We start from the raw sequence: 14,182 nt of genomic DNA on the forward strand, positions 1-14,182 counted from the left end.
TTTTTCAAAGGTCTCTCTTCGCCTGAAGGCCCAAGGTTCTCTTATTCCCAGATTGGGACATTAAGCTTCCCTCAGGGTTTTCCCGCATCAGGCCCCCAGGGACTTAAAACAACATGAGTTCGAGTTCAATTTTTTGCTTATGAAGGCTGTAACCACCCTGATTCTAATATTATGTCTTTTACCCGTGACTTCTCAGGCGGCAAAGCTTTACAAATGGGTCGATGAAAAAGGTGTCGTCCATTTCTCCGACCGAAAACCGGAGGATCCAGGAAAAATCCGTGGCCCCCTCGAAGTGCGGGAACTCAAAGAGCCAAAATCAAAGGAAACCCCATCACATCCCGTCCTCCCCTCTTTCTCCCGCAATCCTATTGAACATGCAACCCATTGCACCTTTACAATAAAAGGACCGCGGCGTCTTGGGAGCGGCTTTTTCATATCTTCAAACGGGTATGCCATAACCTGTCGACATGTAATCGAGGGAGAAACAGGACAGGTGGCCTTGCTTCGCAATCATTCAGAATTCCCTATAAGTGTCATATCCATGAGTGCCCGGCATGATCTGGCCCTCCTGCTCGTACTATATGCGAAAAATACCCCCTTTCTCTCTTTGCGGGATCCTCACACCCTTGTGCCCGGGGAACGACTTTTCACCATCGGAGCCTCAGCCGGTCTCGATTCAACCATCACCGACGGTGTTTTCACGGGCTTCAGAAAGATGAGAAAAAGCGGGGAAGTGGTCATTCAGTTTTCTGCTCCAGTCAATCGCGGGAACAGCGGCGGTCCCTTGATCGATGAAAAAGGAGAGGTTGTGGGGGTGGTGAGCATGAAGTATTCGAAAATGAACGGGGTTCCGGTAAGCGGAGTCGGGTTCGCTGTTCTTTCAAGTCAAGTCATAGAAGAATACAGATCCTATATCGAGGGTCAAAAATAAGGTACACAATGAAGATAGCCCAATTTTACAAGAACGATCGTATCAGGCTGGGACTTGTCAAGGAAAATGTCCTCGTCCCAATTGACTACAACGGCAGGATGGAGGAACTGATTCGTTCCGAATCCACGGATGTCACCCCTGGAGGGGATCCGATCTCCCTTGATGAAGTCCATCTTGCTCCACCTTTAACCTCTCCTTCAAAAATAATCGCTATCGGACTGAATTACCTGGATCATGTCCGTGAAAGCAAAGGAACCGTCCCGGAGACCCCTCTCGTTTTCTCCAAGTTCCCAAGCAGCCTTGTTGGGCATCGCGGACAAATCACCTGGAGCACCGGGTTGACACAAAAAGTGGATTTCGAGGCTGAACTCGCGGTGATCATGGGAAGGAAGACCCGCCGATGCCCGGAAGAGGAGGCCATGAACCACATCTTCGGATACACCTGCGCCAATGATGTCAGTGCCCGAGACCTTCAATTCGGAGACGGACAATGGGTCAGAGGGAAATCCCTGGATACCTTTTGTCCGCTTGGGCCATGGATCACCACGGTGGAGGAAATACCCGATCCCCATGACCTCACGATCAAGAGCCGGCTAAACGGTGTCTTGATGCAGGACAGTAATACTTCTTTTATGATATTCAAGATTCCTTACTTGATCAGTTTTCTCTCCCGGGCCTTTACCCTGCTCCCGGGCGACGTGATCTTGACAGGAACACCTCATGGAGTGGGCGCGTTTCGCGATCCATCCCTTTATATGAATGACGGAGATCAAATAGAGGTGGAGATCGAAGGGATCGGAACACTGTCGAATACTTGCCGGACTTTCCCTTAGAATACGGTTTTCCCTATGGGCCGCACTCACTTTGGTGTATCAAGCCCGACACACCAAAAGGATTTACCTCCGAACACGTGAAATGGTGTCGAATGATTGAATCCAAATCCTCCGGGAAACATGCCTCCTTTCGAAAAATAGCCCGGGAGTTACAGCTCTCTAAGGAAGAATGTCGAAAGCTTCGGGAAGCCTTGAGGGAATCCGAAGAAAAGTTCCAGGCCTTCACCGAGGAATCACCTAACATGATTTTCATCAACAAGGCCGGACGCATCGTTTACGCCAACAAGACCTGCGAAAGGAGGATGGGATACGAAAAGAGTGAATTCATTGATCCGAACTTTGATTTCAGGTGTCTCATCGCCCCGGAATCAGCCGAAATCGTTTCGGAGAATTTCAAGAGACACATGAAGGGTGATGAAATCGGACCCTATGAATACACCCTTATAACCAAGAAGGGGGAACGGATCGATGCGATCATCACTTCCAGGCTTATCCAATACGAAGGGGAAAGGGCCCTGCTCGGAATCGTCACCGACATCACCGAAAGAAAACGGGCGGAAGAGGCCCTGCGGGAATCCGAGGAAAAGTATCGCTTGCTCGTGGAAAACGCCAAGGAGGCCATTTTCGTCCTTCAGGACGAAAGAATCTGTTTTTACAATTCGAAGGCCGCTGAAATGGGGAGACGCCTCGGGGTCAACTTCGAGAAATCCTTTCTGGAGTATATTTATCCTGAAGACAGAAAACTGGTAAAAGAACGTCACCTCCAACGCCTTGAGGGAAGGCCGGTTCCGCCGGAGTATACCTTCAGGCTGATTGGTCAAGGGGGTGAAGTATACTGGGTAAATCTTAATGCCGTATGTATCAACTGGCAAGGCCGCCCCGCTACCCTAAACTTCATGAGAGACATTACGGCACAGAAAGAATTAGAGTCAAGGCTGCTTCAAAGTCAAAAACTCGAGGCCCTTGGCAATTTGGCTGGAGGCATCGCTCATGATTTCAACAACTTACTTATGGCTATCCAGGGCAATGCATCCCTCATGGCATTGGACATCCCTGATGATCACATGCACCAGGAATTCCTGAAAAATATTGAAAAATGCGTAAAGAGCGGATCAGAACTTACGCAGCAACTACTTGGATTTGCAAGGGGTGGCAAGTATCACGCAAAACCTACCGACCTCAACGAACTCGTTCGAAGGAATCTCCAGATGTTTGTACGAACCAAGAAAGAGGTCCATGTTCACAGCCGTTTCCAGGAGGATCTTTGGAATGTTGAAATCGATCGGGGTCAGATCACTCAGGTACTTCTGAACATCCTTCTCAATGCCTGGCAAGCTATGCCCGGGGGTGGGGATTTGTTCGTGGAGACCCGGAATATGTATCTCTCGGAGCCGGATTCCATCGCGTTGGACATCTCCCGCGGGAGGTATGTCAGGATCTCCATCAGGGATACCGGCACAGGCATGGATGAAGAAACCTTGAAGAGGATATTCGAGCCCTTCTTCACAACCAAAGAAAGAGGTAGGGGAACAGGACTGGGCCTGGCCTCCGCATACGGTATCATCAAAAATCACGGGGGCGGAATTGGGGTTTCCAGTAAATTGAGGCAGGGGACCATCTTCGACATCTACCTTCCTGCCTCCGAAAGAAAACCAAAGAAAGAGAAACCCAAAAGAGAAGATCTCTTCAAGGGGAAAGAAGGACTCCTGTTCGTGGACGACGAAGATTTGATACTTGTGATCGGCGTTAAGATCCTTGAAGGGTTAGGATATAAAGTGTATGCGGCAAAAAGCGGCGCAGAGGCGATAGAGATTTACAGGGCCAAAGGGAACCAGATTGATCTCGTCATTCTCGATATTATTATGCCGGGGATGGGAGGTCTGGAAACATATGAACAACTCAAAATGATAGACCCGGGGGTCAAGGTGCTGCTGTCCAGTGGTTACAGCGTTGCTGATCAGGCCTCGGAGATCCTGCAGCGCGGTGCCGATGGATTCATCCAGAAGCCTTACCGGATCAAGTCTCTTTCTCGCAAGATCCGGGAAATCCTGGAACAGTAACACATGTGATCCTGGGGGAATCACCTATGTGCATCATACTCCTGGCCCTCGATGTCCACCCGGAATACAAGCTCATTTTATTATCCAACCGGGACGAGTTCTATAATCGTCCGACCGCACCACTCGCATTCTGGGATGATTTTCCGGACTTGCTTGCCGGAAGGGATCTGAAGGCAGGCGGAACGTGGCTCGGTGTAACGCTGGGAGGGCGTATCGGGGCCCTGACCAATTTCCGGGATCCAGCAACAAGAAAAGAAAGGGCGCCCTCAAGAGGAAATCTTCTCAAGCGCTTCCTGACGGGAAAGGAATCCGCTTCCGCTTTTCTCCAAAATCTTCAAGAGAAGGCCTCCCGGTACAACGGCTTCAATCTCCTTATCGGCGATCTCGAAAAGATTTTCTGGTACTCAAACCGAGGGCGGGGAGCTGTTCGTCTTAAACCGGGAATATACGGACTGAGCAATCATCTACTGGACACCCCCTGGCCTAAGGTGACCTGGGGAAAGGAAGCCCTGAAGCAGGCCCTTCACCGCCCAAGGAGTCCAGAACCTTCCTCGCTTCTCGAAATCCTGCACTCACGCAGGATCCCGGATGACGAGTTGCTTCCGGATACCGGCGTGGGGATTGAATGGGAAAGACTTCTCGCACCCATTTTCGTCGTCAGCCCAAAATACGGAACACGGGCCTCCTCAATCCTCCTCATCGACAGAAAACACCGGGGTATTTTTTGGGAAGAATCGTTCGGGTCGGACGGGAAACCCCTCGGAACCCATCGCTACACTTTTCAGTTAATGAAATCAAAGATCAGAAGATAGGCTGCTTTGAACCGGCTAAAAGCGTTCAAAATGAATAAATTCGCCGACCGACCTTCGCTTGGGCGCAGGAGGATCCTGATCCGGGTAACCCAGAGGAATGAGGGCAACAACCTCACACCCTTCTTTCACTCCCAGAATCTCCCCGGCCTTGTCGTGATCCAGCATGCCCACGATCACGGTTCCAAGGCCATGGTCACAAGCCGCAAGGCAAAGGGACTGCGAAGCGATGCCCATATCGAACATGAACCAGTCTCCGAATTTGGTGACGGCCTTTCCCTTGTAATATCCTGATTGTTTCAGCCGGGCGCAAAGTGCAAGGACAACCGGGGCCTTTAGAACCGCCTTTCGTGCGGGATTAGTCTTTCCCAGGGTTTCCGCCAGGGCTTCCTTCGTAACAGGATCCTTCACCACCACAACTTCCCAGCACTGGGTGTTGGCCCAAGATGGGGACCACCTGACGGATTCAAGAACATCTTCGACCAGGCCGTCCGGCAAGGCCTTTTCCTGGAATTTCCGTATACTCCTCCGCTGTTTGAGTATTTCCATCAACTCGGCCATTTATCTCCTCCTCGTGCATCCCCCCGCCCTTTATTATGTAAGGGCCGACACCATGTTAAAAGCCTCCCGGAAAGGGCTTTCGTCGTGCATATAATATGGGCTTAATCCATCGCGGATAGGACCTGGAATCCTTCCGCCTCCAGGGCCTCTCTTATAGGGGTCGTTTTGCAGGAACTAAGGCGAAAGCAATAGGTTCGTTCGTTAGTCATCTGGGGCACTACACCGACGTTAATGATATCTCCACCACTTTCGTGGATGATCTGAAGAGCCCGTTTAAAAGAACCAGCTTCCTGCCCGATCACGACATCGATTCGGGAACTGGATTTCAGGATGCCCATCATGTCTATGAAGGCCCTGAGGATGTCCGTCTGTGTAATTATCCCCACCAGTCTCCCGTTTTCAACAACCGGCATACCGCCGATCTTTTGGGTGTAAATAAGTTGAGCCGCACTTTCGACGGAATCACCCGGCTCAACGGTAATGGGATCCCTGATCATCAGATCCTTCAAGGAAAGATCCGCGACCATCGAGGGAATAAAGCCGATCTTCAAGTCGGCCAGGGTCACGAATCCTTTAAGCTTATTGTTTTTCCCAACAACAGGCAGATGCCTGATGGAATGCTCCTTCATGACTTCGATGGCCTCTTGGATCGAAGCCTTCTCTCCGATAGTAATCGGATTAGGGATCATCAATGTCCTGATCTTCATAATTCGTTTCTGGTTGGCACCTGCTTTTCCTGCGCCGGAATCTCCGTCAACCCTTGCTTGTAATTTTTTCCCGCTTTATTGGTTCCTAAATTGAGCGATTTCCGAGTTTTCAGGAGACCTGAATAAGGCGTGCATATCAGTACGCCGCAATGACGGAATCCGAAAGGATCTCATCAAAATTTTGAAACGCTCAGTTTAGGTGGTTTTTTATAGGATCTGGCTTAGAAACAACTTGGTCCTTTCATGTTCGGGGTTTGTGAAGAAATGTTCGGCCGTTCCCTCCTCTACGATTTTTCCCCCGTCCATAAAGATCACCCGATCGGAAACCTCCCTTGCAAATCCCATTTCGTGAGTTACAACCACCATGGTCATACCTTCTCTTGCCAGGGTTTTCATGACATCCAGCACTTCTCCGATCATTTCGGGGTCCAGGGCCGACGTGGCCTCATCAAATAGCATGATCTTGGGTCGCATAGCCAGGGCCCGAGCAATGGCTACACGTTGTTGTTGTCCCCCTGAAAGTTGTGAAGGATATACATTTTCCTTCTCAAGAATACCCACCTTGTGAAGCAGCTCCTTGGCTATCTCCTCTGCCTCCTCTCTGCTTCTCTTTCGAACGACGGTCTGAGCCAGGGTTACATTTTCAAGCACGGTTTTGTGGGGGAAAAGATTGAACAATTGGAAAACCATGCCGATTTCGGCACGAACCTTGTTGATATCGACCTTTTTATCGGATATGTCGACCCCGTCTATTATGATCTGGCCGCTGTCAATTTCTTCCAGCCGGTTCAAGCACCTCAGAAAAGTACTTTTACCAGAACCGCTGGGCCCGATAATAACAACCACTTCCCCTTTCTTGATATGCGTGTTGAAATCGATCAGGGCCTTTACTTCTTTCCTATCCGGAGTCTTAAAGGTCTTGTAAACGTGCTTTGCCTTAATCACTGATGGCAAGCCTCCTTTCGATATACTGGGTAGCCATTGATAACGTAAAGGTCATGACAAGGTATAGAAACGCGACGGTAAAGTAAATTTCGAATGCGGAATAGGTCCTTGCCACGGCCTGCTGTCCTTGAAACATTAGATCAGCGAGCGCGATGACGGAAACAAGGGATGAGTCCTTTATTAGTGAGATGAACTGACCGGCCAATGGGGGAATGATCTGTTTAAAGGCCTGCGGAAGAATAATATGCCGCATGGCCGTTCCATAAGGCATTCCCAAAGATCTTGCCGCCTCCATCTGTCCTTTTGGGATGGCCTGGATTCCGGCACGCACGATTTCACCCACATAAGCTCCAGCGAAGATGGCCAATGCCGCCGCCCCGGCGACAAATGCGGATAGGCGGAGCATGGATCCCACGAAAAAGTAGATGATGTAAATCTGGACGAGAAGAGGCGTATTTCGGATGAGTTCCACGTAGGCGAGGGAAAGCCCCCTGGTGACAGGTTCTTTTGAAAGTCTGGCGATTCCGACTACGGTACCGATAATGACGGCGAAAATTATGGAAACGACCGAGATTTTCAACGTCAACATGAATCCGATCATCAACACCCCCATACGAAGCCGGGGCGTCGGATCATCGGCGGACTTTGATCCGTAATAAAAAATCATCTCAGGGATTCTTTCCCAATGCCAAATATAGGTTATCCCTTTCCTGGCGAAAAAGTAATAGACGAAAAAAACAATGACCGCCAAGACGCACAATGTAATAAGAGAGCGAATAGTGAAGCGCAATTCAATTCTCCTCGATTAAAAGAGGGAGATGCCCTCGGACATCCCCCTCCGTTTCATTTTTACTGCTTCTTAGCAAGTTCTTCAATGTAATCCACGAACCATTTTTTCTTGAGCTGATCCCACCGGCCGTCTCCCCGGACCTGACGCAGGAAATTGTTCAAGAAATTGAGAAAATCCGGGTCGCCTTTTCGGATCGCCCAGGCCAGCGGTTCGTAGGTCAAGGGAGTGAAAAGCCCTACAGTTGTTTTTTTGTATTTGGCGGCAAAGACCCTGACCTGAGGTTCATCGTAAATAAAGGCATCTGCGAGGCCATTGGCGACCTGAAGTGCTCCTTCGGCCTCGGTTTTGAAGAACCGATGCGTCGCAAGGGGCATCAGTTTTTCGGCGGTGAACTGACCGGTAACGCCGAGCTTGCTGGTGATGATGATACCCTTCTTGTTGAGATCCTTGGGGCCCTTATACTTACCGGCATTTTTCTTGTTAATGAGCAGGCACTGACCGATGTAATAATACGGTTCACAGAAGTTGACCTTCAGGTTCCTCTCCTGGAGGATGGTCATGCCGGACATGATGATATCAAACTTGTGTGTCATGAGGGCGGGGATGATCCCTTCCCAGGCCGTGTTCACCAGCTTAACCCTTTTTTCACCGCCTTTCCCGAAAATGGCCTTTCCCAGTTCATAGGCCATGTCTACGTCAAAACCGACTATGTTTCCCTTTTCATCCTGCATTTCAAAGGGCTGGTAACCGGCTTCAAGCCCTACCAATAATTGTCCCCGTTTCTGTATTTCTTCCAGGGTGGAAGCCTTGGCCAGGTCTTCCGTTGTGAAGGCCATCGCAGGGGTCAGGCCGAAAGCAACTATACACAAGGAGAACAAAAGGATCGATACAATCTTTTTCATATTATGCTCCTCTCTCATGAAGTAGTTGAAAATAATGGAACAACGTGACAAATTCCCGGCATAAGATGAAATATCCTCCCCTCTTGTGATGTATCACCCCCCTTCGTTTTTTCGGTGGTTTTCCATCAGGGCCAGGCCTTCCACTTGGCCCGAGAGCAACATCATCTCATTTTCGTATTACCGTGGGCTGCTTAAAAAAACCCTCCTCCCATAATGTGTGAAATCTTATATCCTCAATCTTCGGCCCTGCAAAAACGACAAACTCTCCTCTAAGGGAAAAATACACCGGGACAAACTACCAAATTTTAACCTTAAAGGATCTCATCAAAATTTTGAAACGCTCAGTTTAGGATTTAATTGCCGAGACCTTTTCTTTGATCAACACCTCTCCATTCACGATTGGGCACGCACTTTGATGGTCGCAAGACGAAATACAATACTCAATTTATGGTGAGCCCAAGCAAGAGGAAGAGTTGAGCCTTTTTGGCGCGCGATTCGGGTTTTGGCGGCCGATTCTGGTTCAAGGGGGATATTTTTAATGAAACCTTGCGCCGGAAAGAAAAATCACTTGATCCTGGAAACAAAAATTCATTCCTCATCTATCAAGGTTTCTGGAACTTTATAAAAGTAGCCCGAATGATGTCAATCATTTTATACGACATTCCCTATACATCGTAGCCCCCTTATGTAACGACCATCCATAAACGGCCCTTTTGTGCCCAATGTTCCGCCCTCCTCACAGCTACGAAGTGACAAACTCTGTCAGGCTCAACCCGATGAAACCAAACCGTCTGAATAGTGGGGATTCATTGACGAATGAGCGGCCTTGTCAAGCAGGTCGGTCCCCCCGCCCCTTTTGAGCAAATCTCCGATCCCTCGAAAACACTGACCTCCACTCCAGCCTCTTCAAGCCGCGCTCTGGTCTTTGGATTTCCATCGATCATAACGGCCTTTCGGGGCGCAACGGCCAGGACATTGCAACCCATGGTCTCGAATTCCTCATCCGGGACCTCAACGAGCTCGATTCCCCTTTTAAGGAGCGCTTCACGGAAAGGAATCGGCATCAAAGGAGAATAAACGAGGGCCAGATCCCGGTCCAGAGGACTGATGATAGACATCAAATGAAACACGTCATCCATTCCCCTCCAATGTGGAAGAGGGACCACCAGGATTTCATCAACGACATCCCCGAGCAGGCTCCTGAGCTGCCGAATTCCTTCATCGTTTGTTCGGTAACTCCTGGCAACGGCGAGGGTTCGTTCATCGATCCAGGTGACATCACCTCCCTCCAGACGTCCTCCCTCCCTTATTCGTCCAATGATGGGTAAACCCAAGTGCTCGTAAAGTTCGCCTTGAGCATCGGGTTCTTTTCCGCGCTGTTCCTTTCCCATGTTGCAAAGTATGATTCCTTTGGAACATACAACCGAGGCATCCCTTACATATATGGAATCCAGCCCCGTCTTCCCATTCGGCGGGAGCCAATGAATCTCAACCTCAAATTCCTTGAGAAGGGACAAGAATCGTTCATACTGGTCAACGGCTTTCTCGAAATTCGGCGGGCCGGTGTAATGAAGATTTCTCCACTCTCCTTCAATCTTTTCCTGGCTTCCGAAGGCATCCTTGGCATGCTTCAGAAGGACACTCTTAAGGGCGGACACATCCGATTGCAGGAAGGGCTTCATTCTGTCAATTCTCCTTTTCGCTAGGCGGAAATTTCCAAATGGCCTTGTAGTCCGTCACCACATGTCGAGGTATAAACAAATTGAGACAGTGGATCGGGGAGGAGGCCTCTTTAGAATGAAAAGGGAATAAAAATCTTATTCCCCGTCGGGCAGCTTCAAGAAACCGATACCCTCTTGGCCGTGGCCGTCCTGATAAACATGCAGGTATTCCCCTCCTGAACAGGAAGGAAGATGAAGTACCCGAACCACCGTTCCATAAGAAGCGTACTCGGGAGCCAATGAATCAATGACATTGGGTTTTTGGAGAAAAAATTCTTCGCGGAAGATCGTTCCCTTGTTATCAGGGTAGATAGCGATGGGTACGATCCGTGCCTCAACCAGGTCATTGAAGAAATGGGTGCCGAAGGAAACTTCAGGGGTGCTCCCGTCTTCTTCAAAAGCGATTTCCCCGAGTACCAAAGTCCGGTTGATGTCTTCGTATCCCACCCTGACCCCCAGATTGATATCGTTGCTGCCCCATCGTCCCGGTCCGAACAGGCCGTAACGCTTTCCTTCCAGGACCCTGTTCAACTTGCTTACAACGCGCCCGACCATGACCTTTTCATCATATGTGGAAAGTTGACTGTAAGCTTTTGGATCCACGTACACGATGTACTCGATATCGCGAATGATGCTGTTGGACACAATGCGATCGTTGGTGAACAGGATGGAATCATCAGGGATATCCGAGGGAATCCTCACCGCGCTCAACTCCTCGGCGATTGCCAGGGTGCGGCATTGCAAGAGATAGAGTTTTCCATCCTCCCAGGCGAACTCCACATCCACAGGTCGCCCGTAAGCCTCCTCCAGACGACGGAGAATCTTTTTCATCAAGGAGACAAAGGGAGAGTTCTTCAAAAAATTTTCAAAGGTGATGCAGGCCTGGTGGATGTCCCCTTCCTGACCTTTGAACAGAGGGGCGGAAAGATGGCCTGACTGGTTGTATGACAGGGCATAGAAACGATCCTCTTCGGATACAAGGGGTAAAATTTCCAAAGAGGGCTTGGTCTCCACTTCTCCTGATTCGAGGTTCAGGACATCTACGTACTTCTGTGAATAGCGCATGATTTGGCTGGCCCCGACCTCTGGCCGAATCATGGGATGACTCAAAGGCACCATCCGGGGATAATCCGATCCGACCCTGTCCACAGCCCGGGTTCCGAGCCCGAAGACCAGCCTGACGATACCGTCTTTCTTGCGGATCCGGGGCGTCCATCTATAAAGATTCTGAGAGTAAGCCACCCCGGCGGCAAAGGGAAAGAAGTACTTACCGAATCGCCTGCCCACAACCTTCTGGACCAGGACACTCATCTTTTCGTCGAAATCGAGCAGGTTGTGATCACGCCTGTAAAGGATAGGCGCCGGTCCGTAAGTACTCATGTGAACCCGCTTGAGGCCCCAGATGAATTCCCTGAGACGGGTTTCCGGGTCACCCTGGTTTGCCAGGAAAATGGAATCGTACTTTCCTGAAAAGGCCGATCCGAAGTTGTCTTCCAGCAGGCTTGAAGATCTCAGGATGAGGGGATGCTCTCCGACCTTTTCGATGAATTCACGGAAGGTTTCCACCGTGTCCGGCGGGAAGGAGGCATTCCTGAAAAGCTGGGAAATATTCTTGTAATCCTCTTCGATAGCCTCCCTGGTCTTGTATTTCTGGCTATGGAACTGGTGGAGGCCGTTGAAATCAATGAAGTCGGAAAAGATTCCTGAGTTGAAATAAAAGGACTCCGGCACGCGGATGTACTCTTCGAGTTCCGGGTCCCTCTTGGCAAGCCTCGGAACAAGGATCTTGTAAGCAAGGAGCAAACCGGCGGACTTACCCCCGATCCTTCCCGGACGCCGACGGTTCCAATAGGAGTGATCCAGCATTTCCTCTGTATCGCGGATCGTAATATGTTTCTTTGCGATACTGATGAAGGGAAGTTGATTGGAAATAAAATGGTTGATAAGCCCCACCCTGACGCCCTCTGCTGCCACCGGATCGATGTAAAGATCCCCTTGGGGGATCTCGCAAAAGGCCTTCAGGGCTTCCTTGATCTTCAGGGATGTTGCCCCCTCCGTATTAACCACGCGGTTAAGGGTATGGAAAAGCTCCTCTTTGCGGGCGAGGTTGATATGGTCTTCGATCTCTTCCTGCGAAAAATTTTTCGCGAAGTAGAGATCAATGAGCGCCCCCTTGTACTCCTTGAGATTCTCCTCATCGGCGGGGATTCCCAGCTTTCTGAGTTGTTCCCGGACCTCCCGCTCAAGCCGCTCTTCGTCCAATATCCCCCTTTCCTTCAAAGCCGTTAGAAATATCTCCCGCATCGAATCGATGAGATGGGGATATTGGGCCATCTTCTGATACATGCGGTAGGCCGGGACCAGGTCCATTCCGCTTCCTCTCTTTCGTTTAATCCTTTGGAAGGACAGGACGGCGGGTTACACCCACCCTCTCAACTTGCAGGCCTCGGCCACCCGAGCCACGGATACCAGGTAGGCCGCTTGCCGCATATTGACTTTTTTGTTCTCGTACATTTCATGAACGCTCAAGAAAGCACGGGACATTTTTTCGTCAAGTCTCCAGTGAATCTCTTTCAGTTTCCAGTAAAGATTGTAGGTATTCTGGACCTGCTCAAGATAGGAGACCGTCACCCCGCCGGCATTGGCCAGAAAGTCGGGCAGCACGATGACACCTTTATCGTAAAGGATATCGTCCGCATCCGGGGTGGTGGGACCGTTGGCCAGTTCGCAGAGGAATTTGCACTTGAGCCGGTCGGCGTTTTCCGCCGTGATGACGTTTTCAAGGGCTGCGGGGAAGAGGACCATAACTTCCAGCTCCAGAAGATCCTCATTGGAAATAGCCTCTGTTCCGGGAAAATCCGCCACCGCCCCGGTCCTCATTTTGTGCTCAATCAGTGCTTCTACATCAATACCGTTAGGGTTATAAACACCTCCCTTTGAATCAGAGGCCGCAATCAGTTTGAGACCAAGAATTTTCTCTCCAAGACGCGCAGCAAACTGTCCTGCGTTTCCGAAACCCTGGATGGCCATCTTTTCTCCCTGCAACTCGATGCCGTAAGTCTTTCCGGCCTCGCGCAAAACATAGATTCCACCCCTGGCCGTCGCATCGTTTCGGCCTTCGGATCCGCCCACGGGGATCGGCTTTCCGGTAATGACCCCGGGGTGTTTCTCTCCCATGATGGTTTCATACTCATCCATCATCCAAGCCATGATCTGGGGAGTCGTATAGACATCCGGGGCCGGCACGTCCCGGGTGACCCCAAGCGAGCGGCTGATGGCACGTATATATGCCCTTGCCAGGCGCTCTTTTTCCGTTTCGGAAAGTTCCTTGGGATTACACACGATGCCTCCCTTTCCACCCCCCAGCGGTATATCTACGACCGATGTCTTCCACGTCATCCAGGCGGCAAGGGCCCTCACCGTATCGATGGTTTCGTCCGGATGCCACCGGATCCCGCCCTTCGCAGGTCCACGAGCAGTGTTGTATTGCACCCTGAATCCATGGAACACTTTGGTGGAGCCATCATCCATCCTGACGGGCATCGTGAAATGCAACTCCCTCATGGGCCACCTGAGCAATTCATGGGTCGCCGCATCGAGGCCGAGTTTTTCCGCTGCATCGTCCAGTTGCTGTTGCGCGATTTTGAAGGGATTGAGTTTCTCGTTCATGTCCGCCTCCTTTTGGATCTTGAAGTAAGTTAGTTTCCAGATTTCATCTCTGGATGGACACTAGTTAATTGTCCCATTCTGGTAATGGGAGAAACCTCCGCCTTCAAGCGATAATAGTTTATTGTATTCGGTAAAAACCTAAGTAAACTACGTACCGGCTGAAGCCGGTAGCTTTGGAATCGGCTGCAAGCCGACTAAAGATCGTTACCGTCAATCTTGAAGTCACCGTCTGGGGGCTCATGTCCCTGCTGCTC

General features: G+C 50.3%; 12 protein-coding genes. 4 read left to right on the forward strand and 8 right to left on the reverse strand.

The genetic code is table 11. The features are described 5' to 3' along the window. Nucleotides 1-139 precede the first annotated feature (139 nt). The 4 genes from JRF57_12615 (at nucleotide 140) to JRF57_12630 (ending at nucleotide 4,636) form a co-directional block, all read left to right on the forward strand. Entirely contained in the window at nucleotides 140-931 is a 792-nt protein-coding gene (locus JRF57_12615; GenBank protein ID MBW2304538.1) for a trypsin-like peptidase domain-containing protein, read from the forward strand. Nucleotides 932-939: 8 nt separating this feature from the next. Then, the gene (locus JRF57_12620) at nucleotides 940-1,764 is read left to right on the forward strand and encodes a fumarylacetoacetate hydrolase family protein (protein MBW2304539.1); all 825 of its coding nucleotides are present in this window, start codon (nucleotides 940-942) and stop codon (nucleotides 1,762-1,764) included. A gap of 92 nt (nucleotides 1,765-1,856) precedes the next feature. Continuing rightward, entirely contained in the window at nucleotides 1,857-3,824 is a 1,968-nt protein-coding gene (locus JRF57_12625) for a PAS domain S-box protein (GenBank protein MBW2304540.1), read from the forward strand. Between the two features lie 26 nt (nucleotides 3,825-3,850). After that, nucleotides 3,851-4,636, forward strand: a complete 786-nt coding sequence (locus JRF57_12630; GenBank protein ID MBW2304541.1) for an NRDE family protein — start codon at nucleotides 3,851-3,853, stop codon at nucleotides 4,634-4,636. A gap of 15 nt (nucleotides 4,637-4,651) precedes the next feature. Here the strand turns inward: JRF57_12630 and JRF57_12635 are convergent, their stop codons facing one another. From JRF57_12635 to JRF57_12670, 8 genes are all read right to left on the reverse strand, one after another. Further along, complete coding sequence (locus JRF57_12635; GenBank protein ID MBW2304542.1) at nucleotides 4,652-5,194, reverse strand: nitroreductase family protein; 543 nt, start codon at nucleotides 5,192-5,194, stop codon at nucleotides 4,652-4,654. 101 nt (nucleotides 5,195-5,295) lie between these two features. Then, nucleotides 5,296-5,901, reverse strand: a complete 606-nt coding sequence (locus JRF57_12640) for a CBS domain-containing protein (protein ID MBW2304543.1) — start codon at nucleotides 5,899-5,901, stop codon at nucleotides 5,296-5,298. Between the two features lie 207 nt (nucleotides 5,902-6,108). Further along, a complete protein-coding gene (locus JRF57_12645; GenBank protein MBW2304544.1) occupies nucleotides 6,109-6,846 on the reverse strand; it encodes an amino acid ABC transporter ATP-binding protein in 738 nt (245 codons plus the stop codon). Continuing rightward, a complete protein-coding gene (locus JRF57_12650; GenBank protein ID MBW2304545.1) occupies nucleotides 6,839-7,513 on the reverse strand; it encodes an amino acid ABC transporter permease in 675 nt (224 codons plus the stop codon). Before JRF57_12650 ends, JRF57_12645 begins: the two co-directional genes overlap by 8 nt. Before the next feature lie 182 nt (nucleotides 7,514-7,695). After that, nucleotides 7,696-8,538 carry a transporter substrate-binding domain-containing protein gene (locus JRF57_12655; GenBank protein ID MBW2304546.1) on the reverse strand — a complete coding sequence of 281 codons (843 nt, stop codon included), beginning with the start codon at nucleotides 8,536-8,538 and terminating at the stop codon, nucleotides 7,696-7,698. Nucleotides 8,539-9,344: 806 nt separating this feature from the next. Beyond that, on the reverse strand, nucleotides 9,345-10,220 hold the full coding sequence (locus JRF57_12660; GenBank protein MBW2304547.1) for a hypothetical protein: 876 nt from the start codon (nucleotides 10,218-10,220) through the stop codon (nucleotides 9,345-9,347). Between the two features lie 135 nt (nucleotides 10,221-10,355). Beyond that, the gene (locus tag JRF57_12665) at nucleotides 10,356-12,629 is read right to left on the reverse strand and encodes a hypothetical protein (GenBank protein ID MBW2304548.1); all 2,274 of its coding nucleotides are present in this window, start codon (nucleotides 12,627-12,629) and stop codon (nucleotides 10,356-10,358) included. Nucleotides 12,630-12,677: 48 nt separating this feature from the next. After that, complete coding sequence (locus JRF57_12670; protein MBW2304549.1) at nucleotides 12,678-13,928, reverse strand: Glu/Leu/Phe/Val dehydrogenase; 1,251 nt, start codon at nucleotides 13,926-13,928, stop codon at nucleotides 12,678-12,680. Between the last annotated feature and the right edge of the window lie 254 nt (nucleotides 13,929-14,182).

The sequence above is a fragment of the Deltaproteobacteria bacterium genome, assembly GCA_019310525.1.
GTDB lineage: Bacteria > Desulfobacterota > DSM-4660 > Desulfatiglandales > HGW-15 > JAFDEE01.

Excerpts from the sequence above, each read along its gene's own strand:
- JRF57_12630 (MBW2304541.1), top strand. The coding sequence starts at position 3,851 with ATGTGCATCATACTCCTGGCCCTCGATGTCCACCCGGAATACAAGCTC.
- JRF57_12635 (MBW2304542.1), bottom strand. The coding sequence starts at position 5,194 with ATGGCCGAGTTGATGGAAATACTCAAACAGCGGAGGAGTATACGGAAA.
- JRF57_12620 (MBW2304539.1), top strand. The coding sequence starts at position 940 with ATGAAGATAGCCCAATTTTACAAGAACGATCGTATCAGGCTGGGACTT.
- JRF57_12660 (MBW2304547.1), bottom strand. The coding sequence starts at position 10,220 with ATGAAGCCCTTCCTGCAATCGGATGTGTCCGCCCTTAAGAGTGTCCTT.
- JRF57_12625 (MBW2304540.1), top strand. The coding sequence starts at position 1,857 with ATGATTGAATCCAAATCCTCCGGGAAACATGCCTCCTTTCGAAAAATA.
- JRF57_12670 (MBW2304549.1), bottom strand. The coding sequence starts at position 13,928 with ATGAACGAGAAACTCAATCCCTTCAAAATCGCGCAACAGCAACTGGAC.
- JRF57_12640 (MBW2304543.1), bottom strand. The coding sequence starts at position 5,901 with ATGAAGATCAGGACATTGATGATCCCTAATCCGATTACTATCGGAGAG.
- JRF57_12665 (MBW2304548.1), bottom strand. The coding sequence starts at position 12,629 with ATGGACCTGGTCCCGGCCTACCGCATGTATCAGAAGATGGCCCAATAT.
- JRF57_12615 (MBW2304538.1), top strand. The coding sequence starts at position 140 with ATGAAGGCTGTAACCACCCTGATTCTAATATTATGTCTTTTACCCGTG.
- JRF57_12655 (MBW2304546.1), bottom strand. The coding sequence starts at position 8,538 with ATGAAAAAGATTGTATCGATCCTTTTGTTCTCCTTGTGTATAGTTGCT.
- JRF57_12650 (MBW2304545.1), bottom strand. The coding sequence starts at position 7,513 with ATGATTTTTTATTACGGATCAAAGTCCGCCGATGATCCGACGCCCCGG.